Source organism: Mycobacterium neumannii (genome assembly GCF_048452905.1).
In the GTDB taxonomy this organism is placed as follows: domain Bacteria; phylum Actinomycetota; class Actinomycetes; order Mycobacteriales; family Mycobacteriaceae; genus Mycobacterium; species Mycobacterium neumannii_B.
This window is the reverse complement of record NZ_JBCGVF010000003.1, coordinates 1355553-1377339: the sequence shown is the minus strand read 5'-3', so window position 1 is coordinate 1377339 and position 21787 is coordinate 1355553. Positions and strand designations below refer to the sequence as shown.

At 68.2% G+C, this 21787-nt stretch carries 27 protein-coding genes; 13 read left to right on the top strand and 14 right to left on the bottom strand.

Features of this window, described 5'->3' with window-relative positions; translation table 11 throughout:
* Positions 1–33 precede the first annotated feature (33 nt).
* A complete protein-coding gene (locus AAHH99_RS13075; RefSeq protein WP_418768986.1) occupies positions 34–903 on the bottom strand; it encodes a 1,4-dihydroxy-2-naphthoate polyprenyltransferase in 870 nt (289 codons plus the stop codon).
* A gap of 44 nt (positions 904–947) precedes the next feature.
* Here AAHH99_RS13075 and AAHH99_RS13070 point away from each other — a divergent pair, with 44 nt between their 5' ends.
* Genes AAHH99_RS13070 through AAHH99_RS13050 form a run of 5 tightly spaced genes read left to right on the top strand, consistent with a single transcriptional unit; the run spans position 948 to position 4945 of the window.
* Positions 948–1172 carry a hypothetical protein gene (locus AAHH99_RS13070; RefSeq protein WP_066842144.1) on the top strand — a complete coding sequence of 75 codons (225 nt, stop codon included), beginning with the start codon at positions 948–950 and terminating at the stop codon, positions 1170–1172.
* Positions 1173–1174: 2 nt separating this feature from the next.
* Positions 1175–1960, top strand: a complete 786-nt coding sequence (locus AAHH99_RS13065; RefSeq protein ID WP_418768985.1) for an S-methyl-5'-thioadenosine phosphorylase — start codon at positions 1175–1177, stop codon at positions 1958–1960.
* Positions 1957–2988 carry an NAD-dependent epimerase/dehydratase family protein gene (locus tag AAHH99_RS13060; protein WP_418768984.1) on the top strand — a complete coding sequence of 344 codons (1032 nt, stop codon included), beginning with the start codon at positions 1957–1959 and terminating at the stop codon, positions 2986–2988. The genes AAHH99_RS13065 and AAHH99_RS13060 overlap by 4 nt, the downstream gene beginning before the upstream one ends.
* Complete coding sequence (locus AAHH99_RS13055; protein ID WP_418768983.1) at positions 2988–3794, top strand: alpha/beta hydrolase; 807 nt, start codon at positions 2988–2990, stop codon at positions 3792–3794. The genes AAHH99_RS13060 and AAHH99_RS13055 overlap by 1 nt, the downstream gene beginning before the upstream one ends.
* Before the next feature lie 23 nt (positions 3795–3817).
* The gene (locus AAHH99_RS13050; protein WP_418768982.1) at positions 3818–4945 is read left to right on the top strand and encodes an NAD(P)H-dependent flavin oxidoreductase; all 1128 of its coding nucleotides are present in this window, start codon (positions 3818–3820) and stop codon (positions 4943–4945) included.
* A 52-nt stretch (positions 4946–4997) separates the two neighbouring features.
* On the opposite strand, the gene AAHH99_RS13045 is transcribed toward AAHH99_RS13050, so the two are convergent.
* From AAHH99_RS13045 to AAHH99_RS13035, 3 genes are all read right to left on the bottom strand, one after another.
* Entirely contained in the window at positions 4998–5450 is a 453-nt protein-coding gene (locus AAHH99_RS13045; RefSeq protein WP_418768981.1) for a nitroreductase family deazaflavin-dependent oxidoreductase, read from the bottom strand.
* 157 nt (positions 5451–5607) lie between these two features.
* Positions 5608–6630, bottom strand: coding sequence for a sensor histidine kinase (locus AAHH99_RS13040; protein WP_066842135.1), 1023 nt, complete (start codon positions 6628–6630; stop codon positions 5608–5610).
* Positions 6630–7331, bottom strand: coding sequence for a response regulator transcription factor (locus tag AAHH99_RS13035; RefSeq protein WP_418768980.1), 702 nt, complete (start codon positions 7329–7331; stop codon positions 6630–6632). The genes AAHH99_RS13040 and AAHH99_RS13035 overlap by 1 nt, the downstream gene beginning before the upstream one ends.
* 103 nt (positions 7332–7434) lie before the next feature.
* Here AAHH99_RS13035 and AAHH99_RS13030 point away from each other — a divergent pair, with 103 nt between their 5' ends.
* The 3 genes from AAHH99_RS13030 to AAHH99_RS13020 are packed head-to-tail and all read left to right on the top strand — an operon-like array spanning position 7435 to position 9379.
* Positions 7435–8091, top strand: coding sequence for a glycosyltransferase family 2 protein (locus tag AAHH99_RS13030; RefSeq protein WP_418768979.1), 657 nt, complete (start codon positions 7435–7437; stop codon positions 8089–8091).
* Positions 8088–8750 (top strand): TIGR04282 family arsenosugar biosynthesis glycosyltransferase, encoded by a 663-nt coding sequence (locus AAHH99_RS13025; protein ID WP_418768978.1) that lies wholly within the window; start codon positions 8088–8090, stop codon positions 8748–8750. The genes AAHH99_RS13030 and AAHH99_RS13025 overlap by 4 nt, the downstream gene beginning before the upstream one ends.
* Positions 8750–9379 (top strand): methyltransferase domain-containing protein, encoded by a 630-nt coding sequence (locus tag AAHH99_RS13020; RefSeq protein ID WP_418768977.1) that lies wholly within the window; start codon positions 8750–8752, stop codon positions 9377–9379. The genes AAHH99_RS13025 and AAHH99_RS13020 overlap by 1 nt, the downstream gene beginning before the upstream one ends.
* Here AAHH99_RS13020 and AAHH99_RS13015 read toward each other — a convergent pair.
* The 4 genes from AAHH99_RS13015 to AAHH99_RS13000 form a co-directional block, all read right to left on the bottom strand.
* The gene (locus tag AAHH99_RS13015; protein WP_418768976.1) at positions 9376–9852 is read right to left on the bottom strand and encodes a hypothetical protein; all 477 of its coding nucleotides are present in this window, start codon (positions 9850–9852) and stop codon (positions 9376–9378) included. The genes AAHH99_RS13020 and AAHH99_RS13015 overlap by 4 nt on opposite strands.
* A complete protein-coding gene (locus AAHH99_RS13010) occupies positions 9845–11113 on the bottom strand; it encodes a molybdopterin-dependent oxidoreductase (RefSeq protein ID WP_418768975.1) in 1269 nt (422 codons plus the stop codon). Before AAHH99_RS13010 ends, AAHH99_RS13015 begins: the two co-directional genes overlap by 8 nt.
* Before the next feature lie 52 nt (positions 11114–11165).
* Positions 11166–12521 (bottom strand): hypothetical protein, encoded by a 1356-nt coding sequence (locus AAHH99_RS13005; protein ID WP_418768974.1) that lies wholly within the window; start codon positions 12519–12521, stop codon positions 11166–11168.
* 84 nt (positions 12522–12605) lie between these two features.
* Positions 12606–13220 (bottom strand): pyridoxamine 5'-phosphate oxidase family protein, encoded by a 615-nt coding sequence (locus AAHH99_RS13000; RefSeq protein ID WP_418768973.1) that lies wholly within the window; start codon positions 13218–13220, stop codon positions 12606–12608.
* Between the two features lie 76 nt (positions 13221–13296).
* Between AAHH99_RS13000 and AAHH99_RS12995 the strand changes: the two genes are divergently transcribed.
* Positions 13297–13638 carry a DUF3140 domain-containing protein gene (locus AAHH99_RS12995; protein ID WP_418768972.1) on the top strand — a complete coding sequence of 114 codons (342 nt, stop codon included), beginning with the start codon at positions 13297–13299 and terminating at the stop codon, positions 13636–13638.
* On the opposite strand, the gene menE is transcribed toward AAHH99_RS12995, so the two are convergent.
* Both menE and AAHH99_RS12985 read right to left on the bottom strand, forming a co-directional pair.
* Positions 13635–14756: an o-succinylbenzoate--CoA ligase gene (gene menE, locus AAHH99_RS12990; protein ID WP_418769619.1), complete on the bottom strand. Its 1122-nt coding sequence runs from the start codon at positions 14754–14756 to the stop codon at positions 13635–13637. The genes AAHH99_RS12995 and menE overlap by 4 nt on opposite strands.
* Before the next feature lie 50 nt (positions 14757–14806).
* Complete coding sequence (locus tag AAHH99_RS12985) at positions 14807–15109, bottom strand: DUF3349 domain-containing protein (RefSeq protein WP_064399641.1); 303 nt, start codon at positions 15107–15109, stop codon at positions 14807–14809.
* A gap of 222 nt (positions 15110–15331) precedes the next feature.
* On the opposite strand from AAHH99_RS12985, the gene AAHH99_RS12980 reads away from it, so the two are divergent.
* Genes AAHH99_RS12980 through AAHH99_RS12970 form a run of 3 tightly spaced genes read left to right on the top strand, consistent with a single transcriptional unit; the run spans position 15332 to position 17208 of the window.
* Complete coding sequence (locus AAHH99_RS12980; protein WP_418768971.1) at positions 15332–16594, top strand: inorganic phosphate transporter; 1263 nt, start codon at positions 15332–15334, stop codon at positions 16592–16594.
* 13 nt (positions 16595–16607) lie between these two features.
* Entirely contained in the window at positions 16608–16892 is a 285-nt protein-coding gene (locus AAHH99_RS12975; RefSeq protein WP_068200579.1) for a hypothetical protein, read from the top strand.
* 13 nt (positions 16893–16905) lie between these two features.
* The gene (locus tag AAHH99_RS12970; RefSeq protein ID WP_418768970.1) at positions 16906–17208 is read left to right on the top strand and encodes a DUF3349 domain-containing protein; all 303 of its coding nucleotides are present in this window, start codon (positions 16906–16908) and stop codon (positions 17206–17208) included.
* A gap of 11 nt (positions 17209–17219) precedes the next feature.
* Here the strand turns inward: AAHH99_RS12970 and AAHH99_RS12965 are convergent, their stop codons facing one another.
* The 4 genes from AAHH99_RS12965 to AAHH99_RS12950 form a co-directional block, all read right to left on the bottom strand.
* Positions 17220–17591, bottom strand: a complete 372-nt coding sequence (locus tag AAHH99_RS12965) for a VOC family protein (RefSeq protein ID WP_418768969.1) — start codon at positions 17589–17591, stop codon at positions 17220–17222.
* Between the two features lie 19 nt (positions 17592–17610).
* Entirely contained in the window at positions 17611–19152 is a 1542-nt protein-coding gene (locus tag AAHH99_RS12960) for a long-chain-fatty-acid--CoA ligase (protein WP_418768968.1), read from the bottom strand.
* The gene (locus tag AAHH99_RS12955) at positions 19153–20037 is read right to left on the bottom strand and encodes an SDR family oxidoreductase (RefSeq protein ID WP_418768967.1); all 885 of its coding nucleotides are present in this window, start codon (positions 20035–20037) and stop codon (positions 19153–19155) included.
* Between the two features lie 73 nt (positions 20038–20110).
* A complete protein-coding gene (locus tag AAHH99_RS12950; RefSeq protein ID WP_418768966.1) occupies positions 20111–20677 on the bottom strand; it encodes a TetR/AcrR family transcriptional regulator in 567 nt (188 codons plus the stop codon).
* A gap of 147 nt (positions 20678–20824) precedes the next feature.
* On the opposite strand from AAHH99_RS12950, the gene AAHH99_RS12945 reads away from it, so the two are divergent.
* Complete coding sequence (locus tag AAHH99_RS12945) at positions 20825–21748, top strand: oxygenase MpaB family protein (protein WP_418768965.1); 924 nt, start codon at positions 20825–20827, stop codon at positions 21746–21748.
* The last annotated feature ends 39 nt before the right edge of the window (positions 21749–21787 follow it).

The following is a 21787-nucleotide window of genomic DNA, read 5'->3' as shown; positions in this document are numbered from 1 at the left end:
CGCGAAATCCCGACACTTCGCGCACGCTCGAGATCACCCGAGCGCCAGCGCAAGCGCAACGGCGACCGCCCACACGAGCATCGTCAACCCGGTATCGCGCAGAACCGGAATCAATTCCCGACCGCCGCGACGTCTGCGCACCGGCGCGGCCGCGCGCACCGCAAGCGGCAGGGCCACCAGGCCGACCGCAACCCACGGCGTCGCAAGCATCAGCACCAACGTCAACGCGAAGGCCACCACCAGCAGCACCTGATACATCAGCCGGGTCCGGGCGTCGCCCAGTCTCACGGCCAGCGTGATCTTTCCCGACTCCTTGTCGGTCGGGATGTCGCGCAGGTTGTTGGCCACCAACACCGCCGACGACATGGACCCCATCGCCACTGCGATCGCGGCGCCCACCCAGTCGATCCGCAGCGCCTGGGTGTACTGGGTGCCCAGCACCGCGACCAATCCGAAGAACACGAACACCGCGACCTCGCCGAGTCCGAGGTAGCCGTACGGCTTCGACCCGCCGGTGTACAACCACGCCCCTGCGATGCACACCGCGCCGACCGCGATCAGCCACGGCGCGCTCACCGCCGCCAGCACCAGCCCGGCGATCGCCGCCACGGCCAGGCTCACCACCGCGGCGGTCAACACCGCCCGAGGCGTGGCGACCTTGGAACCGACCAGCCGCAGCGGGCCCGCGCGGACGTCGTCGGTGCCGCGGATGCCGTCGGAGTAGTCGTTGGCGTAGTTGACTCCGACGATCATCGCTACGGCGACCGCCAGTGCGAGCAGCGCTTTCCACCAGCACGCGGCCTGCAACCACGCCGCCGCTCCGGTACCCGCGATCACGGGTGCGATCGCGTTGGGCAGCGTGCGCGGCCGAGCGCCCTCGACCCATTGCGCGAATGTCGCCACGAGCGCCAGTCTCGCACGGCGCCAGGCCGTGGCAGACTGAGCGCATGGAGGACCGACTCAGCAAGGCGGAGATCCGCAAGGACGCCGTGCAGGAGATCTTCGACTCCGGCGTATCGACCGTCGGCGAGGTGGTGTCGATCGTCACCACCGCGGTCAAGGACGTCGCCAACGCGATCGGCGGTTTCGCGACCGACGCGTTCGAGATCCGCGACACCGTGCGGCGCGCGTCGCAACAGCTCGACGAGACCGACGACCAACCGCCCGCTTAGACGTGCTGGGAGTCATCGGCGGGAGCGGTTTCTACAGCTTCTTCGGGGCCGACGCCCGCAGCGTCACCGTCGACACCCCCTACGGCGCGCCGAGCGCCCCGATCACCGTGGGCGCCATCGGCGCGCACGAGGTGGCGTTCCTGCCGCGCCACGGGGTCGACCACGAGTTCTCCCCGCACACCGTGCCGTACCGGGCCAACATGTGGGCGCTGCGCACCCTCGGGGTGCGACGCATCTTCGCGCCCTGCGCGGTCGGCAGCCTCACCCCTGCCCTCGGACCCGGGGCCACGGTGGTGCCCGACCAACTCGTCGACCGCACCCGCGGCCGTTCCGACACCTACTTCGACTCCGGCGGCATCCACGTCGCGTTCGCCGACCCGTACTGCCCGAGCCTGCGCGCGGCGGCCACCAACCTGCCCGGCGTCGTCGACGGCGGGACCATGGTGGTGGTGCAGGGGCCGCGGTTCTCCACCCGCGCCGAGAGTCGGTGGTTCGCCAATCAGGGCTTCACCCTGGTCAACATGACCGGCTACCCCGAGGCGGTTTTGGCTCGCGAACTCGAGATGTGTTATGCCGCAATCGCCTTGGTGACCGATCTCGATGCGGGCATCGACAGCGGTACGGCCGTGCGCACCGTCGACGTGTTCGCCGAGTTCCAGCGCAACCTGGTGCCGTTCAAGAAGCTCGTGCACGACGCCATCGAAAACACTGCAAACACGGCCGAGGTGAATTCCTGTACGCACTGCCTGGCGCACGAGGGTGTCCGACTGCCGTTCGAACTCCCGTGAGAGTCCTGCTGACCGGCGCCGCCGGATTCATCGGGGCTCGGATCCACGAGGCGCTACGCGACGCGGGCCACGATGTGATCGCCGTCGACGCGATGCTGCCCGCCGCCCACGGGCCGGGTGCCGAGCCACCGCCGGACTGCCGGGTGGTCGACGTCCGCGACGCGTCCGCGCTGGCGCCGCTGATGAGGGGCGTCGAGGCGGTGTGCCATCAGGCGGCCGTGGTCGGCGCGGGTGTCAACGCCGCCGATGCGCCCTCGTACGGCTCGAACAACGACTACGGGACGACGGTGCTGCTGGCCGAGATGTTCGCGGCGGGCTGCCAACGACTTGTGCTGGCCTCGTCGATGGTGGTCTACGGGCAGGGCCGTTACGACTGCGCCGAGCACGGACCGGTCGACCCTCATCCGCGCACGCGCGCCGACCTCGACGCCGGTGTTTTCGAGCACCGGTGCCCCTTGTGCGGCGCGATCGTCCAGTGGCGACTGGTGGGTGAGGACGCGCCGCTGCGGCCCCGCAGCCTGTACGCCGCCAGCAAAACGGCGCAGGAGCACTACGCGCTCGCGTGGGCGGAGGCCGTCGGGGGCGCGGTCACCGCGCTGCGCTACCACAACGTCTACGGCCCCTACATGCCCCGCGACACCCCGTATTCCGGCGTGGCCGCGATCTTCCGCTCCGAGCTCGAATCCGGCGACGTGCCACGTGTTTTCGAGGACGGTGGGCAGATGCGCGACTTCGTGCACGTCGACGACGTGGCCGCGGCCAACGTCGCGGCCGTGGAATCTGAGCGCAAAGGATTCGATGCGTTCAACGTGTGCTCGGGACGACCGATCTCGATCCTCGAGGTGGCCGCGGCGTTGTGCGAGACCCGCGGCGACGCGCCGCCGGTGGTCACCGGCCAGTACCGCAGCGGAGACGTCCGCCATATCGTCGCCGACCCCGCGCGCGCCGCCGAGACGCTCGGGTTCTCCGCGGCGGTGGACCCGCTCGACGGATTGCGCGAGTTCGCGTTCGCACCGTTGCGGACCTGATGCGCCGCACCGTCCGCGTTCTCGTTATCGTCACGCTCGTGGCGTCCGGTCTGATGGGTCTGCTGTGGTCTCAGCAGCGGCGGTTGGTCTACTTCCCGTCCCCGGGCCCCGTGCCGTCCGCCGCCACGGTGGCGCGCAACGGACAAGACGTGGTGATCGAAACCGACGACGGAATCCGTTTGGACGCATGGTACTTCCCGGTCGAGGGGGACGGGCCCGCCGTGCTGGTGCTGCCGGGCAACGGCGGAGACCGGTCGATGCGCGCAGCGTTGGCTGTGGCGCTCAACCGGATGGGCTCCTCGGCGCTGCTGGTGGACTACCGCGGTTTCGGGGGCAATCCGGGCCGCCCGTCGGAGGACGGTCTGGCCGCTGACGCGCGGGCTGCGCAGTCGTGGCTGGCCGCACAGGACGGGGTGAACGAGATCGCCTACTTCGGTGAATCCCTTGGCGCCGCAGTCGCTGTCGGCCTCTCCGTCGAACGGCCGCCGCATGCGTTGATGCTGCGTTCACCTTTCACCTCGCTGCCCGACGTTGGGGCGGTGCACTATCCGTGGCTGCCGGTGCGGTGGCTGCTGCTGGACCGCTATCCGTCGCTGGAGCGGATCCCGTCGGTGCGCGTGCCGCTACTGGTGATCGCGGGGGACCGCGACGACGTCGTGCCCGAGCCGATGAGCCGACGGCTCTACGACGCGGCCAACGAGCCGAAGAGCTACGAACTGGTGCCCGGCGCCGGGCACAACGACCTCGAGCTGCTTGCCGGCAAGCAGATGCTCGACGCGATCCGGCGGCTCCTGTCTCGGGCGTGAACCGGCCTAGCCATACTGGCCGGGTGAAACCAGCGATTTGTGAGCAGTTCGGTATCGACTTCCCGTTGTTCGCGTTCAGCCACTGCCGCGACGTGGTGGCCGCGGTGTCCAGCGCGGGCGGCTTCGGCGTGCTGGGCGGGACGGCGTATACACCCGAGCAGCTCGACCAGGAGTTGTCCTGGATCGACGACCACGTCGGGGGCAAGCCGTACGGCGTCGACCTGATCGTCCCGGCCCGCTACGAGGGCAAGGGCGAGGATCTGACGATGAGCGACCTCGCGGGCCGGATCCCCGACGAATACCGCGGCTTCGTCACCGAGCTGCTGGCCGCCCACGACATCGAGGCTGAGGAGGCGCCGCGATTCGGCAACGCCGCCCTCTCGGGCAACACGGGCAAAGATCTGCTGGACGTGGCGATGAACCACCCCATCCGGTTGATCGCCAACGCGCTGGGCCTCCCGCCCGACTACATGATCAAGGCCGGCAAGGAGAACGGCGTGCCGGTGGCCGCGCTGGTCGGCGCCAAGGAGCACGCCGTCAAGCAGGCGCAGGCGGGAGTCGACCTGATCGTCGCCCAGGGCACCGAGGCCGGTGGGCACTGCGGTGAGGTGACGACGCTGGTGCTGGTGCCCGAGGTGTTGGAGGCGCTGGCGGCGATCGGCAGCGACATCCCGGTGCTCGCCGCGGGCGGGATTGTCACGGGCAGGCAGATGGCCGCCACGGTGGCGATGGGCGCGGCCGGCGCCTGGACCGGTTCGGTCTGGCTGACGACCGAAGAGGCGGAGACGGCGCCCTACACCAAGGAGAAGTTCCTGGCCGCCTCGTCGCGCGACACCGTACGTTCCGCGGGTAGGACCGGAAAGCCTGCGCGCCAGCTGGTTTCGGATTGGACCCAGGCGTGGTTGCCGAACGAAGGTGGCCAGAAGCCGCTGCCGCTTCCCCTGCAGTCGATGCTCGCCGAGCCCGTCGTGCGCCGCATCGATGTGCTGGCCGCCCAGGGGCATCCCGGCGCCCAGGCGCTGGCGACGTACTTCGTCGGACAAGGTGTCGGGCTGATGAACAAGGTCAAACCGGCGCGGGAGGTGGTGCGCGAGTTCATCGAGGACTACGTCGCCGCGACCGAACGGCTGAGCAACTCGCTACCCGACTAGGGGGTGATTTCGGTGTCGTTCGTCGCGCCCAGCGAAACCGACGACACCGAAATCACGCGGTGTCGAAGGTGATCCGCACCGAGATCGGGTCGCTTTCCATCGCCCGCATCGTCAACGCGGTTGCCGACTGGCCGAGCCTGCCCGCGCCGCCGAAGGTGCGGGCTCGGGCGCGCACGTCGTCGTCGGGTTCGAACTTCGCGGTGCCCGTGCGCCATTCGCCGTTGACGCGGACGCGCACTCTGGGGTTCGCCGCAATGTTGTAGGCCCAGCCTGCGCGGCGACCGTGTTGCGAGATCACCCATACGCCGGTGTCGTCGGCGCGGCCCGCCAGCGGTACGAGCCGCGGTTGCCCGCTCTTGCGTCCGATCGTCTCGAGGTCGACCACCAACGACGACCGGATGCCCACGCGGTCGAGCGCGGCGACCACCGGGTTCATCAGGACGCGGCCCAGCTGCCGCTCGAACTTGAACTTGCGCACCGCCTTGTCGGCGCTTCGTGTTGTCATCGCGAACCTCCTCGGGGGATGAGGTCAACGACGTTACTTGAGTGATCACTCAAGAACAACCCCTCGGCACCGAATGAGAAGCCATGGTCGTCAAAAGTGCTGCTCAGCGACCAGGACGCTATTTCGAGGCAGAGGGACGGCGGCGCGACGGTGAAAATCAGTCCGCCGCCAGCGGCAGCCGCACCTCGAAACGTGCGCCGGTGCCCAGGTTGCGCGCGGACAACGTCCCGCGATGGGCCTGCACCAAGCCCGCGGCGATCGCGAGCCCCAGCCCCGACCCGCTGGGCAGCGACGAATCGGCACGCGGCACGCGATCGTTGGATCCCCGGTAGGCGACGTCGAACACCCGCGGCAGGTCGGCCTCGTCGATGCCGACGCCGGTGTCGTCGACGCGTGCCCACGCGCCGTTCTCGTCCGATCCCAGCGACAGCGACACCCGCCCGCCTTCCGGGGTGTGGGCGATCGCGTTGGCCACCAGGTTGGACAGCACACGCACCAGCGCGCGGTCGCTGCCCAGCACCCGCACCGGCGCCTCCGGCAGCTCGGCCGTCAACGCCACTCCCGCGCGCTCGGCGGCGATCCGGTGCGCGGTCAGCACATCGTCGACCACCTCATCGAGCGCCACCTTGTCAAACACCGGTTGGACCGCGCCCGCATTGATCTTCGACATCTCGAACAAGTCGTCGACCATCTCGGAAAGCCGAACTGACTCTTGCTCAATGGTTTTGGCGTGTACGCGGACCTCGGCGTCGGGTACCACACCATCGGCGATCGCCTCGGACACCGCCCGTATCCCGGCCAGCGGGGTCCGCAGATCGTGGCTGACGAACGCGACCAGCCGGCGGCGCGACTGCTCGGCGGCCCGTTCGGACTCGCGGATCTCCTGCTCCCACACGGTGCGACGGGCTTGATAGCGCGCGAGCATCACCGCGGCGGGAATCGTCACCACCGAGACGATCACCAGGACGATCGCGGTCTTCTCGAAGGTTTCGGTGATCATGAAGCGGCTGGCGCCGAGCACACCGGTGAACGTCGCCAACACCGGGATGAGCACCAGCGCCACCATGCTCACCGCCAGCGACCACGACCGGGCCAGGCGGATGACGAGTGCGCCCGCGAGTACCACGGGAACCGAACATGCCAGCGCCAACCCGATGATCTCCCAGAGGTCGGACGGCACTAGGCGCTCTGCCCTTCCGGCGAGCGGGCCTCGCTGCTCCACAGATAGCCGCGGCCCCACACCGTCTGCACCCTGTGGTGCTCACCGAGTTTCGACCGCAACCGCTTGACGTGCACGGTCACCGTCGATAGATCGCCGAAATCCCAGTGCCACACCTGTTTCAACAGCTCCTCGCGGCTGAACACGACGTCAGTGTGGGTGAGGAAGAACAGCAGCAGGTCGAACTCGCGGTTGGTCAGCGACACCGGCTGTCCGTCGACGGTCACGGTGCGCGCGGCCGTCGACACGGTCAGCCCGCCGACCGCGATGTCCAACGCCCGCCGGCCGGTCGGTGCGGGCGCGCGCCGCAGCACCGAGCGCACCCGCAACGCCAGTTCGCGCGGGCTGAACGGCTTGGTCAGGTAGTCGTCGGCGCCGGCCTCCAGGCCCGCGATGCGGTCGTCCTCCTCGCCGAGCGCGGTCAGCAGGATGACCGGCATCGAGTATCCGCCGCGCCGGCGCAGGTTGCGGCACAGCGTCAGCCCGTCCGGGCCCGGCATCATCACGTCGAGCACCGCGACGTCGATGTGCTGGGAGCCGAGTAACCGCAGGGCCTCGGCTCCGTCGTGCGCGATCGCCACGTCGAGCCCGTCGCGCTCGAGATAGCGGCGCACGACGTCACGCACGACGGTGTCGTCGTCGGCGATCAATACGCGCGTCACAGTTTCCGAGAGTAGCCGCGTGCTGCCACTACCTGGGCTGATGTCACGGATTGGTCATCAATCGACTGGTTTGCGCGGCGGCGGTGTGGATAGCCTCGTGATCATGCCCGCCTGTCCGGTGACCGTGGTGCTGCCGTGTCTCAACGAGGCGGAATCACTGCCCGGCGTGCTCGCGGCCATTCCGGCCGGATACCGCCCGCTGGTGGTCGACAACAACAGCACCGATGCGACCGCGGACGTCGCTCGGGAGCATGGAGCGCAGGTGGTACCTGAAAAGCGGCCCGGTTACGGCGCCGCAGTGCACGCCGGGGTGGTAGCGGCGACGACGCCCATCGTGGCGGTGTTGGACGCCGACGGTTCGCTGGATCCCCGTGACCTGCCCGCTCTGGTCGACGACCTCCGCCGCGGGGCCGACATGGCGGTCGGGCGCCGCCGGCCGGTGCCGGGGCTGAAGTGGCCGTGGCATGCCCGCCTCGGCACCGCGGCGGTGTGCTGGCGGCTGCGGCAGCGCCACGGCCTGGCGGTACACGACATCGCCCCGATGCGGGTCACCCGCCGCGACGCTCTGCTCGATCTCGGCGTCAGCGACCGCCGCTCCGGGTACCCCCTCGAAATGCTGGTTCGGGCGGCGGCCGCCGGGTGGTGCGTCGTCGAGCGCGATGTCGACTACCGCGCGCGCACCGGCGGCAAGTCCAAGGTCAGCGGATCGGTGCGCGGTAGCGCTGTCGCCGCTTTTGACTTCTGGCGAGTGATCTCGTGACGGTGCTGGCGGTGACGGTGTTGGTGGTGGCCAAGGCGCCGGTGGCCGGCCTGGCGAAGACCCGGCTCGCCGCGACGATCGGCGACGCCGCCGCGGCCGACCTCGCCGCCGCCGCGCTGCTCGACACCCTCGATGCGGTCGCCGCCGCGCCCGTCGGGAGCAGGGTCGTCGCGCTGACCGGCGATCTCCGACAGGCGAGCCGAGGTGACGAAATCGCGGCTGCTCTAGGCGGATTCACGGTGATACCGCAGCGCGGCGCGGACTTCGCCCAGCGACTGGCCAACGCGCACGCTGACGCTTCCGCCGGCGATCCGGTACTGCAGATCGGCATGGATACCCCGCAGGTCACCGCCGGCCTACTCGCCGAATGCGGGCGAGCGCTGATAGGAAGCGACGCGGTCCTCGGACCCGCCGCCGACGGCGGGTGGTGGGTGTTGGGTGTCTCGCACCCGTCCATGGCCGAATGCCTGCGGAGCGTGCCGATGTCGCAGTCCGACACCGGCGCTTTGACCCTGGCGGCGTTGCGCGGCAAAGGCATAGACGTCGGCCTGCTCGACGAGCTCGCCGACTTCGACACCATCGCCGACATCGACGCGGTGCGCCGGCGATGCGCGGCGGACAGCCGGTTCGCCCTGGCCGCCCAGGCGGTGCTCGCCTGATGCTGGGCAACCTCTACGACTGCGCGCTCGACGGGGAGCGGTGCTGGATCCGAAGCGACGACGGTGAGGTACGCGCCCTTCCCGTGCATCGTTGGATCGGCGGCGCGCACGCCGATAGCCGCTTCGACCGGGCCGTCGTCGGGCTGTGTGAAGGGCCGACGATCGACTTAGGCTGCGGCCCAGGACGACTGGTGATGGAGCTGATCCGCCGGGGCATACCTGCGCTCGGCGTCGACCAGTCCGCGACCGCGGTCGGGCTCGCGCGGCGCAACGGTGCACCCGTGCTGCGCCGAGATGTGTTCGGGCAGCTGCCCGCGACCGGGAGGTGGCAGACGGTGTTGCTGGCCGACGGCAACGTCGGCCTCGGCGGTGACCCGTTCCGGACGCTGCACAGGGCTGCGGAGTTGTTGCGCCGAGGCGGGCGGTGCATCGCCGAGTTCGAGACTCTGACACAGGGTGTGCGCAACCGCTGGGTCCGGCTCGAGTCGTCGCGCGTGGTCGGTCCGTGGTTTCCGTGGGCGTCGGTGGGCATCGACTGCGCCGCCGAGGTCGCCGAGACCGCGGGCCTGGCGTTGACCCGCGTCCATCCGATCGGCAACCGGGTGGTCGCCAGCCTGACGCTGGCTTAGGTCTTGGTCGTCGTCAGCCGTACGGCGTAGACCACCGCGCTGATCCCGAACATCGCGGACGTCAAAAGCAACCACCTGCCCAGGTACGGATCCTGGGTCTGTCCCGTCGCGGCCAGCACGATCGGCGCACCCTGTTTGATGATGCCGGGCAGAAACAACAGCAGGGTCAACGCCGAGCCGAGCGCCGGTACCCGCACATAGTTCAGTAGCGAAACCCGTAACCGGGGAATTCGCGTGCCCCACAACAGGGCCCGGTCCACCAACGCGTAGAGCGGAAACAGCACGAGATCATGGACGACGATCGCCGCGGCGAACCACACCGTAATGGACTGCCACCACGTGCGGGTGTTCCACAACGCCGTCGGTGTGAGAGTGACCAACACATAACCGAACAGCGCGAAGCCGGCGACCAGCGTCATCAGGTGCAGCGGATGTGATCCGTAGACGGCGCGGAACCGGCCCATGTCAATCACCCGCCCGGAAGTCGATCGAGCCCACCCATTTGGTGTTGTGCACGCCCGGCAGCGCAGGCACGATGACGCGCGCCGGGAAACCGTGATCGGGTGACAGGTCGACGCCGTTGACCCTCAGCGCCAGCAGCGCGTCGGGATGCAGAAGCTGATTGCGTTGCAGCGTCGCACGATTGAAGGCGCCCCGCCGCTCCACGGACCGGACGAACGCCGATACCGGTGAGGGCACACCGGCCAACCGGGCCAAATCCCGCAGCGGCACGCCGGTCCACGTCTCGGTCGTCGACCAGCCTTCGACACAGGCGATCGGCAGCCGGGCGGTGTGCTGGGGCATCGCGGTCAGCGCGGCGCGGTCGAGCACCACCGGTGATACCCCTCCGGTCATGGTGAGTCGCCAGCGCTCGCCCGTCATCTCCGGTGTGATCCGGGCCGCGGCGGCAGTCCGGTTGACCTGGAAGTCATTCGGACCGTCGCCGCGGGTCCGCCCGCGGGGTAGGAGCAGCGCGGCGTGCCTGGTCCATCCGCCGATCGACTGCCCGGCGGTGAGAACCGCGACCAACGCGGCCCCGCCACCGACCAGAGCGAGCGCACCGCGGCGACTCATCGTCGGGGGATCGGGATCGGCGGGAGCCAACCCGTCGGGCTCATACGGATCGGCGACGGTGTCCTCGCGCGACGTGCGCAGCACCGCACGCATCGACCGTGACCGCAAACCCTCCCGCAGGCGGGGGAGCTTGATGGCGACGTGCACGGCGAACCCGGCGATGAACACCCAGGCGCCGAAGTAGTGGGCGGTGTAGAAGCTGAAGCCGAAGATGTAGTCGTACTGGATGTTCAGCACGCCGGTGACGATCTCGAACAGCGCCCCACCGACCAACATCAGCAACGAGATCCGTTCCACCAGTTGGGCGATGGAACGTGCAGGCGGCCAGGCGAACAGCCGGGGAATCACCGACCACAGCTTGGCGAGCACCACCGGCACGAGCACCAGGCCGAGCCCGACGTGCAACCCCTGCGTCAGCCGGTAAAGCCATGAGGGGTCGGTGGGCCAGTCGAAGGTCGGAAGCTTGAGCCAGCCCACATCGCCCGGTATGGCCTGACCGAACTGCGGCCCGTAGGCGATGTAGGACAGCAGGCCGGTGAGGATCACCACCGGCAGCCCGATCAGCAACACCGAGCCGAACACCGATGTCAGCCACAAACCGCGCAGCGGACTACGCCAGCGGATTACCCGCTGTACCCGGGGCCGGTCGCCGGGTTGCACGGTTCCAGGGTCCCGGCAATGTCCTACGGATGTGCGTGGTGACCCGCGACCGTTACCAATTCGTCAGAATGAAGTGGTTGAGCAGCAGGGCGCCCACCACGTTGACGCCGAGCCACCAGCGGTGCGACCGCGGCGGTAGCAGTGCGCCGGCGGCGGTGAGCCAGACGGTGAACGGCAGCCAGATGCGTTCGGTCTCGGCCTTGCTCAGCATCGACAGGTCGGCGAACAGGATCGCCAGCAGCGCGCCGAGGAGAAGCATGGGCAGGCCGGGCCGACGCCGGATCGCCGCGATGTCGAACACCCTGCCGAGCCCGGCCACACTTCCGAGGCCGATCGCGCACACGACGGAAGCGAAGTTCGCCCACCCCCAGTACTGGAACGGCCGGTCCTTGGCGATGCCCTGCCAATAGCGTTCCTGCACCAGCTGATAGCCGTCGAACCACCAGAACCCCACCACCGCGAAGACCGCCACCAGGGCGAGGACGACCCCGACCGCCGGTACCGCGGCACGGGCCGCGGCCCGCCAGTCGGACGCGCACATCAGCACCGCGAGCGCGGGTAAGACCATCAGGACCAGGCCGTAGTTGAGGAACAGCCCCCAGCCCAGCAGCAGACCGGCCCCCGCCGCGGCGAGGACGGGCCCTCTCGCGGTGCCCCCGACGGCGATCGCCAGCAGCGCGATACCCCACGCCGCGACTCCTGCGAAGTAGCCGTCGGCCGACACCGCGATCCAGATCGCCGTGGGGGCAACGGCGACGAACGGGGCCGCCAGCCGCGCGGTCGCTTCCCCCGACAGTGCCCGCACCGCGACGAGGATGGCGGCTGCCGCGCTGGATCCCACCAGCAGGCACAGCAGGCCGGCCCACGCGCCACCACCGAGGCCGATGCGGTCGAGCCAGACAAAGGTGAGCAGCGCCCCGGGGGGATGTCCTGAGACATGGGTGATCCACGAATCCGGTTGGTAGTCAAGGATCCTGTCGGAAAACGTTTGCAGCGCATGCGGTATGTCCGTGACGGTGGGGACCTGACGCAGATACTCGTGGCGGGCGACCAACCTGCCGGCGAAACCGCGCTGCCAACCGTCGATCATGGCCAGCGAGAACGCCCATGCGCACGCCGTCGCCCATGTCGCCCACGGCAACGCACGCCACGACAGCCGTTGTGCGACCCTCGGCCCCCACCACACCACCGCGGCGCCGATCACGACCGCGGGGACCGTGCCCCATCCGACGTGTGCGTTCCACCAGCCGAAGATCGGCGCGGTGTCGGCGAACTGGCGTAGGCGCCCTGGGGTCGCGTTGATCAGTGGCGTGACGATCCCCACGTTGAGATGCGGCACCACGAACGCGGCGACCACCAGCATCACACCGACGGCGACCGCCACGATCTCCTTGCGACTGGTCGGCATTCCGTCACCCTATTCGCCGAGCCGCACCAGATCTGAGTGATTTCGGTGTAGGTCGTCGCGTTCACCGCGACGGACTACACCGAATCAGTACAGCCGGGCGCGGGTGTTCTCGTCGCTGTAGTACTCGTCGAGTTGGCTCTGGTTCCATTCGGGCCGGATCGCCTTGAGTAGCTGAGCAACGCTCGGCAGCGCCGAGGGGTTCCACGTCGACGGGTCCCAGGTGTCCGAACGCAGGAAAGCCTTGGCGCAGTGGAAGAACACCTCTTCGACGGCGACCTCCAATGCGAGGATCGGACGTTTGCCCTTGACCGCAAGCGCGTCGAAATAGTCGGCGCCCGAGACGATCTTGGCGGTGCCATTGATGCGCAGGGTGTCGCCGCGGCCCGGGATCAGGAACACCGTGCCGACATGCGGATTCTGCAGGACGTTGAGATAGCCGTCGACGCGTTTGTTGCCCGGCCGCTCCGGGATCGCGATCGTGGTGTCGTCGATGACGTGCACGAAGCCGGGCGGATCGCCCTTGGGCGACACGTCGACGCGACCCCGCGCATCCGTCGTCGCGACGAAACCCAGCGGCGAGTGGGCGAGCCAGTCGCGCTGTACCGGCGACAGGCGGTTCCTGACCTTATTGGCGACGTAGTGGTCCGGGCGCCCGACGATGGCCCGCAACTCGTCGACCGTATTGACTTCGCGACGCATGGGTCCATCATGCTTGACCGCGCAATGGGTTAACCCCGTCGGTCGCCGGGTAGCCGAACGGGCGGAGGTGAGTGCAATGGCACACCACGTCGAGGTGGATGCCGCGCTATGGGACGAATTCCACCGCGTGGTCAACATGACGTCCCGCGAGCTACTGGACTGGCTGCGCACCCGGTCGGCCGCCGAAGACTCCGAAGAGATGCCCGACCAGGCGGGCACCGAGACCGGCCGCGCCGTCCTCGAGATCCTGAAGAAGCGGTCGGTCGACCTCACCGACGAGGACGAGCGCGTGATGCGCAAGGTCGTCGACCGCGTTCACGCAGAACGTGGCGCCGATCTCGAGCCCACCGCCGGCCAGGAGAACTGGCGGCACAGGCTCATGACGATCGGCCACGACCCGCTCAAGCCTGTGACTTAACTCGAGAACCGGGCCGCCAGCGCCCGCCGGTCGATCTTGCCGATGCCGCGCCGCGGTAGCTCGTCGACGACATGGAACTCGCGCGGTGCCGCGGTGGCATCGAGGGCCGCGGCGACGTGCTCGCGTAGTTCGGCGGGCGTGGGGGACTCGCGACCGGCGACGAGCACCACGGCCGCGGCGACCCGCTGGCCCAGCCGCTCGTCGGGGACGCCGAACACCGCACATTCGGCCACCGCATCGTGGGTCGCCAGAACGACCTCAACGACCTGCGGCATGATGGTCAGCCCGCCGCTGCCGATCGCGTCGTCGATCCGGCCGAGCACCGTCAACCGTCCCGCGGGGTCGAGGGCTCCCACGTCATCGGTGCGAAACCAGCCCGCGTCGGCGAACGGATCGGGGTTCATCGTGTTGCGGTAACCCTTCGCAAGCGTCCGGCCGCCCAACGCGATTCGACCCCGGTCTGATGTCGCTGGCTGCGCGGCCGCCCGGTCGTGAATCCGAACCCGCACACCGTCCAACGGCACACCGTCGTACACACATCCGCCCGCGGTCTCACTCATCCCGTAGGTACGGACGACTGAGATCCCCGCCGCGGCAGCACGTTCGGCCAGGCCCGTCGGCATCGGCCCTCCGCCTATCAGGACGGCGTCCAGCGTCGCCAATGCGTCGGCCGCCCGCTCGTCGCGTAGAGCTTTGTCGAGTTGTACGGCCACCAGCGAGGCGTAACGTCGACCCGGGCCCAAAGCGCCTACGGCAGAAGGCAATTCGGCCGGTTCAAAGGTCGGCGCCAAGGCCACCGGTGTGGTGCCTGCGACGACGCTGCGGACCAGCACCTGAAGTCCCGCGATGTGATGAGGCGCCAATGCCAGCAGCCAGCGCCCGGGCCCGCCGAGCCGGTGATGTGTTGCCTCGGCGCTGGCGGTCAATGCGGCGGCGCTCAGCATCGCACCCTTGGGGGTTCCGGTGGTGCCCGATGTCGGCACCACCACCGCCACGTCGTCGTCGATCTCGGCACCGCACCGCAATGCCTCCGACAGAAAGGATGATTCACGATCATTCTCGGCAGGCACCGGCAGTACGCTGGCACGGCCGGCCAGCATGTCGTGCACGACAGGCAGGGACGACAACGCCGCGGCGCCCGACCCGACCGCGACGGGGCGTAGGACGGCTATGGGTCACCCTCCCCGTCGCGTGGATCGTCGAGGGGCCAGCCGCGGACCGCCAACCGCTGACGCACCCGCTCCACATCCTCGGACGTGGGCAATGCATCGGTGATCTGAGTGATGAGGACCCCGATATCGGCATCGTCGAAGTCGCCGTTGCGCTTGAGCTCCATGGCGACGGTTCGCACCTCGTCCTCGGTGAGGCGCCGCCGCAGGAGCGAGAACAGCGGCACCCGGTCCGGACCGGGCACGCCTTCGGGGTAACCCGCTGTGATCCACGCGACAATTTTGGCCAGAAACTTCGTCACTGTGCCCTCCCGCGTGTCGCATCGGGTCTACCCACTTCCGATTGGATGATGCTAGTGCGCGACCGGACAAGACGAGTTCGGCGTCGCCGGCAAACGCTCGACCGCCGGCGGGTGAACAATGGATGAACACATTGCCCGAGAAGGCGAAATGCCAGATGACACGCCGGTCCAAGAGCGTTGCAGATTAGGTGAAACGAACGCTATGGCGACAGAATCAACGCCGTGAGCGCTGAGTTGATCGTCCTCGTGCTGTTGATCACAACCGCACTGGCCTTCGACTTCACCAACGGCTTCCACGACACCGGCAATGCGATGGCCACGTCGATCGCCACCGGTGCGCTCAAGCCCAAGACGGCGGTCCTGTTGGCGGGCATCCTCAACTTGGTCGGTGCCTTCCTGTCGGTCGAGGTCGCGGTCACCGTCACCACCTCGGTGCTCAACGTGCAGGACGGCCAAACCGGCGCCCTGCTGCCGTCGATCGACGCGTCGACGGGCCTGACGATCATCTTCGCCGGGCTGATCGGCGGCATCCTGTGGAACCTGCTGACGTGGTTGTTCGGCATCCCGTCGAGTTCCTCGCACGCGCTGTTCGGCGGGCTCATCGGCGCAGGCCTGGCCGCCATGGGCACCGCAGGCGTCAACTGGAGCGGCATCAGCCAGAAGGTGCTCATTCCCGCGATCGCCGCGCCGCTCATCGCGTGCCTGGTGGCCGCCTGCGGCACCTGGCTGGTGTACCGGATCACCCGCAGGGTGGCCGAGCGTCGCCGCCGGGAAGGCTTCCGCTGGGGTCAGGTCGCGACCGCCTCGCTGGTTGCGCTGTCACACGGCACCAACGACGCGCAGAAGACGATGGGTGTCATCGCGCTCGCGCTCATCACCACCGGGCACCTCAGCGGTGACGTCAAAGAGAATGGCCTGCCGTTCTGGGTCATCTTCAGCTGTGCGGTCGCGATCGGGCTCGGCACCTACCTCGGCGGCTGGCGCGTCATCCGCACCCTGGGCAAGGGCCTGGTCGAGATCCAGTCGCCGCAGGGCTTCGCCGCCGAAGCCTCCTCGGCCGCAATCATTCTCAGCTCGAGCGCCGCGGGTATGGCTCTTTCCACCACCCACGTCGCCACCGGTTCGATCCTGGGCAGTGGCGTCGGCAAGCCGGCCGCCGAAGTCCGCTGGGCGGTCGCAGGCCGGATGGCCGTCGCCTGGTTGATCACCCTGCCGGCCGCCGGACTCGTTGGCGCACTGTCCTTCTGGCTCGCCCACGGCGTCGAGGCACTCACCGGATCGGGCCTCGCGGGTGACGGGTTCATCTTCCTGCTGCTGGTCAGCCTGTCGTTCTACATGTGGTGGCGCGCTCAGCAACAGAAGGTCGACCACACCAACGTCAACGCCGAGTGGGACGGTGCGACCAACTCCGTGGTCCCCGCCGAACTGCGGGCCGCCATCGAGGAAGCCATGCCCGAACCCGCCAGGCCGCCGGCGACGGTGTAGCGGAGGAACGTCGATGACCTATCTCGAGAGCATTCTGAAGGTACTGGTGGTCGGGCTGGTCCTGGGCGCGGGACTGCCCGCGTTGTTCGCCACCGGATTGATGGCCTTCTCGAGCGGCGCCGGGGACGAGTCGGCCGACGGCACCGTGACCGCACCCAACCGGGTCCGCAAATACCTCGGCATCGGTTTGTTCGTGTTCGTCGGATGGGTGATCGTCACCGCGGTGCTGTGGATCACCAGGGGCACGATCATCCACCACACGGGGATCGACCTGTTCCCCTTCATGCCGCAGAAATGAGTTGCGCCACATCATGATCGAGAACCGCACCGTGCTGGACAGCGTGCTCAACTGGCTGCGCCGCGGGTATCCGGAGGGTGTGCCGCCCACGGATTACTTCCCGCTGCTCGCGCTGCTCAAGCGCTCGCTCGCCGAGGACGAAGTGGTCAGCGCCGCGCAGGCGGTGCTCAAAAGCGCGAACTCGGACATCGTCACCGAAGCCGACATCCGCGCCGCGATCCACCAGGTCACCGCGCAAGAGCCGAATCCCGAAGAGATGCACCAGGTTGCATCGCGGCTGGCGTCGGTCGGCTGGCCGCTGGCCCCGGCGCGCTGAACGCTAGGGCGTCACCGCCGGGTGTCGCGGCGCAGCGGGTGGGTCTCGGGCACCTGAACGAAGATCAGCAGCACGCCGTCGGGGTCGTTGACGTGCATCTCGTGCAGACCCCACGGTTCCTCACGTGCCTCCCGCGCGATCGGTACACCGCGGCCCGACAGTTCCTTCTCGGTGGCGTACACGTCGCGCACCTGAAGCCACATCGAGCCGCCCGCCCGCGGGCCACCGTGGCCGGCGAGTTCGATCAACGACTGGCCGGCGTAGAAAACGGTGCCCGCACCGTAGTCACGGGCGATCGCCAGCCCCAACTCGTCGCGGTAGAAGGTCAGGGAACGCTGATAGTCCGCCGGCCGAATGAGCATCCGGCTGGCCAGTATCTCCATGACATCGTGTCTATCACGCTCAGCCGATCCGTCGCCCGACACCTTCCCAGTAGGGTTCGCGCAACGCACGCTTGAGGATCTTGCCGCTGGGGGTGCGGGGCAGGTCTTCGACGAACGACACCGACTTGGGTAACTTGAACCCCGCCAGCCGCTCACGTGCATACGCGATGAGGTCGGCCTCGCTGGGGGAGCAGCCCACCGCCGGCACCACGACGGCCTTCACCGCCTCACCCCACGTCGGGTCCGGCACGCCGATCACCGCCACGTCGGCGATGTCCGGGTGTGTCATCAGAACGTTCTCGATCTCGGTCGGGTACACGTTCTCGCCGCCGGACACGATCATGTCCGTGACCCGGTCGTGCAGGTACACATAACCCTCGGCGTCGACGTAGCCGGCGTCGCCGGTCTTCAGCCAGCCGTCCGGGGTGACGGTGGCGGCCGTAGCGGCGGGGTTGTTCCAATAGCCACGCATGTTCTGGCGCGAGCGCGTCCACAACTCGCCGACGGTCCCGGTGGGGACGTCGCGGCCCGCGCCATCCACGATGCGGACCTCGACCCACCCGAACGGCTTACCGCAGGAGCGCAGCAGTTCGGGGTCATGACGGTCGAGTTGGGTGATGGATCCGGTGGTTTCGGTCTGCCCGTACACCTGCACCAGATCGCAGTCGAACCGCTCCAGCGCCCGGACAAGGACGTCGTCGGTGATCGGCGATGCGCCGTAGACGATGGCGCGCAGGGCCGAGAAGTCCGTCGCCTCCACGCCCTGGGTTTCCAGCAGTCGCTGGATCACCACCGGAACCAGCAGCATGTTCGTAACACCGTGCTGCGCAACGGCATCGAGGATAGCGGTCGGGTCGACGTCGCGCAGCACGACCGTGCGCGCGCCCTCGCACAGGCCCACCAGTGCCCAGCCGGAGCCCGCCATGTGAAACATCGGCATCACGGCAAGGCTCACGCTGTCGGCGTCGAAGCGCCATTTGTCGGCGATCCCGGTGGCCTTGCAGAAGTAGTTGTCGTTGGTCAGCATCACGCCCTTGGGCGAGCCGGTCGTGCCGGAGGTGTACATCAGGAACGCGACATCGTCGGGTTGAGTTGTGACGCAGGGGTCCTCGGCAGGATAGGTGCCGATCCAGCGATCGAACTCCGGCCAGCGGGGGTGCTCGCCGACGGCGACGACCAGAGCCATCAGCCGGTCCTCGACCGCCTCGACGTGACCGAAGAATTCGGCGCCGACGATCACCACCCGCGCGTCGGCGTCGTCGATGATGTGCAACATCTCAGGTGGTGCGAGCCGCCAGTTGACCGGCACCACGACCGCGCCGAGTTTGGACAGCGCACAGGCGACTTCGAAGAACTCGATGCCGTTCTTCTCAATGAACGCGACCCGGTCGCCGAACCCCACACCCGCCGCGCGCAGCGCCTGAGCCACCCGGCTGGACCGGGTGTCGAGGTCGCGGAACGTCGAAGTGCGATCACCAGCGATCAACGCGACCGCGTCCGGACGTTCGGCGCCGAAGACGCGTGCGATGTCGGCGACAGTCGCGATGTCGGGGTGGGGCATTTACTTGTTCGGTTGTACGCGTTGCCGTTTCATCACCGCGTCGACGACCGCGGGTGCGAAGCTGTTGAGCACCTGGGCGCTGACGGCCATCCGCGGCGCGGTCCGCACCGGCCGGGTCTTGGCGGCCGTGACCATCCACTCTGCGGCCTCGTCGGCGGACAGTCCCGGCAATCCGTCGTAGGCGCGAGTGGGGGCGATCATCGGCGTGCGCACCAGCGGATAAAACAGCGTGGTCGAGTGCACTCCGTCAGCGCTCCACTCGGTTTCGATGACGCGGCTCACCGCGGTCAGCGCCGCCTTCGACGCGTTGTACACCGAGAACAACGGCGACGACTCGCTGAGCACACCCCAGGTGGACACGTTGATGATGTGGCCGTCGCGCCGCTCGCGCATGCCAGGTGCCAGGCCGCGGATCAGTCGCAGCGGCCCGTAGTAGTTGATCGCCATGGTGCGTTCGACGTCGTGCCAGCGGTCAAGCGACTCGGCCAGCGGCCTGCGGATCGACCGGCCGGCGTTGTTGATCAGGATGTCGACGCCTCCGAGCTCGGTGACGACACGCTCGACCAGGCCGTCGACCGCGTCGAGATCCGACAGGTCGCAGGCGTGTGCCCTGGCGTCCCCGCCATCGTCGGCGATCCGGTCGACCAGTGCGTTGAGCAGCTCCTGCCGGCGTGCGGCCACCACGACCGTGGCTCCGCGGCGGGCGAACTTCTCCGCGGCCGCTGCGCCGATCCCCGATGACGCGCCCGTGAGGAGAATGCGCTTACCCCGCAGGTCAACGATGTCGCGGCCGGGCTGGTACTGCAGCAACTCGGGGACCACAGGCGGGCGCATGGTGGTCAGGACGAGTTGATCGGCCAACCGCCGCAACGGGCTCTTGCTCACGAGCGGTGAGTCTAGGCGAGCGGCTTGTGCACGAAAACGCGCGCTCACCGCTCCAGATCGTGCACCAAAACGCTCAGTTGCGGCCGGCCGCCAGCAGACCTGACGACGCGAACTTCAGCCCGGCGCGCAGTTCGTCCAGGCGGATCGGGTCATCGGACTCGATGTACCGCAGTGTCGTCGCCACCGCCATGTTGAAGAACAACCACGCCAATGCTTTTGGGCTCAGCTCGTCGCGGTACTGGTCGCGGTAGTGGTTCATGTGCAGCGTCGACATCGCCACGAGCGTGGCGTTCAAACCAGAAATGCTCTCGAAGGCGCGCACGTGGTCCGGGCGTTCGGCAAGGTAACGAAGCAGGCCGCGGTTGGCGATCGTCACGTCGATGAGGAAGTCGATGGAGGCCGCCATCGCCTCGGCGGGCTGGGCGAGCGTCACGGCCCGCAGGCGTTCCTCGATGGCCGGGGCCTGCGATAGGGCGAGATGCTCGATGGCCGCCTCGAGGATCTCGTCCTTGTCGGCGAAGTACTGGTAGATCGATCCTTTACTGATGCCCGCCCGGTCGGCGATCAGGTTCGTCGTCACCTGCGCGGGGTCGGTGGTTAGGAGCAGGCCGGCGGTTGTCTCGACAATTTTTGCGACCATCTCACGAGAGCGCTGTTGTTGCGGCGTCTTCCTCCGCGCTGACCTGCGTCTATCCATGCTCACCAACACCCCTTATGCGACTTGAATGCGACCTGCCGGTCATATTAGCCTCGCCCGTACTACCTGGAATGGAGGTGGACGCCGCCCATGACCGCCACTTCGGACATCGATCTGTCTGTCGACGACGAGCCGATCGAACTGGTACCGCCGGATTCGCTGACCGCCGAGCACACGGGCCGTTGGACGTTCCTGATCTTCGAGGGTGCGGCGTTCATGATGCAGGCGATGCATCCCGTCATCGCCGAGGTCACCGGCCGCTATTCGGCGGCGTTCCACGGCGATCCCGGCGGCCGGGCGATCCGGTCCATCGACTCGGTGCTGCGGTGGACGTACGGCGGCACCGAAGCCGTGGCCGAAGGAAATCGGGTCAGGGCCATGCACCGGCCGATGACGATGAAGAGCGCGGAGACCGGCAAACAGATCAGCGCCTTGAATCCCGAGGCGTACCAATGGGTTATCTGCACCGGCTACATCGTCAACGTCCATGGCGCGCGCCTGTTGATCGGTCGCGACTTCACCGACGACGAGAAGGCGCAACTGCTGCGCGACAACCGCCGGCTGGCGCGCCTGCTGCACGTGCCGATGCGCGACTATCCCGCGACCGACGCGGAGATGACCGACTACTTCGAGACGATGATCGACAGGCTCGAGGCCACGCCGCAGGCCCGGAAACTGATCGACGACTTGATCACCGGGACCGTCGAGCTGCCCCCGTCGGTGCCGAAGGTGTTCTCTCCGCTGATCAAAGCCACGTTGCGGCCCGCGCTGCGCTTCAACTATCTGTCGATCGTCGGGTTGCTGGACCCCCGGCTGCGCACCAAGCTCGGCGTGAGTTGGAGCCCCGAAGAGGAGCGCCAGCTCAATCGCATTTACAAGGCCATCCGCATCGCCTACCGCGTACTGCCCGACCGGCTGACCTACTTCCCGCTGGCCTATCATGCCCGCAAGCATCACCAGTGCCTGGAGAAGATGGTCGAGCGGCAGAAGAAGTCGTTCGCCTACCGGATTTGAGTGACTTCGGTGTCGTTGGTTGCGCTCAACGCGCCGAAC

Bases quoted from the DNA above. Each gene is read 5' to 3' on its own strand.
- AAHH99_RS13020 (WP_418768977.1), top strand. From the start codon at position 8,750: ATGCTGGGCAACCTCTACGACTGCGCGCTCGACGGGGAGCGGTGCTGG.
- AAHH99_RS12960 (WP_418768968.1), bottom strand. From the start codon at position 19,152: ATGCCCCACCCCGACATCGCGACTGTCGCCGACATCGCACGCGTCTTC.
- AAHH99_RS12970 (WP_418768970.1), top strand. From the start codon at position 16,906: ATGATCGAGAACCGCACCGTGCTGGACAGCGTGCTCAACTGGCTGCGC.
- AAHH99_RS13005 (WP_418768974.1), bottom strand. From the start codon at position 12,521: ATGCCGACCAGTCGCAAGGAGATCGTGGCGGTCGCCGTCGGTGTGATG.
- AAHH99_RS12995 (WP_418768972.1), top strand. From the start codon at position 13,297: ATGGCACACCACGTCGAGGTGGATGCCGCGCTATGGGACGAATTCCAC.
- AAHH99_RS13055 (WP_418768983.1), top strand. From the start codon at position 2,988: ATGCGCCGCACCGTCCGCGTTCTCGTTATCGTCACGCTCGTGGCGTCC.
- AAHH99_RS12945 (WP_418768965.1), top strand. From the start codon at position 20,825: ATGACCGCCACTTCGGACATCGATCTGTCTGTCGACGACGAGCCGATC.
- AAHH99_RS12950 (WP_418768966.1), bottom strand. From the start codon at position 20,677: ATGGTCGCAAAAATTGTCGAGACAACCGCCGGCCTGCTCCTAACCACC.
- AAHH99_RS13000 (WP_418768973.1), bottom strand. From the start codon at position 13,220: ATGCGTCGCGAAGTCAATACGGTCGACGAGTTGCGGGCCATCGTCGGG.
- AAHH99_RS13030 (WP_418768979.1), top strand. From the start codon at position 7,435: ATGCCCGCCTGTCCGGTGACCGTGGTGCTGCCGTGTCTCAACGAGGCG.
- AAHH99_RS12965 (WP_418768969.1), bottom strand. From the start codon at position 17,591: ATGGAGATACTGGCCAGCCGGATGCTCATTCGGCCGGCGGACTATCAG.
- AAHH99_RS13070 (WP_066842144.1), top strand. From the start codon at position 948: ATGGAGGACCGACTCAGCAAGGCGGAGATCCGCAAGGACGCCGTGCAG.
- AAHH99_RS13045 (WP_418768981.1), bottom strand. From the start codon at position 5,450: ATGACAACACGAAGCGCCGACAAGGCGGTGCGCAAGTTCAAGTTCGAG.
- AAHH99_RS12975 (WP_068200579.1), top strand. From the start codon at position 16,608: ATGACCTATCTCGAGAGCATTCTGAAGGTACTGGTGGTCGGGCTGGTC.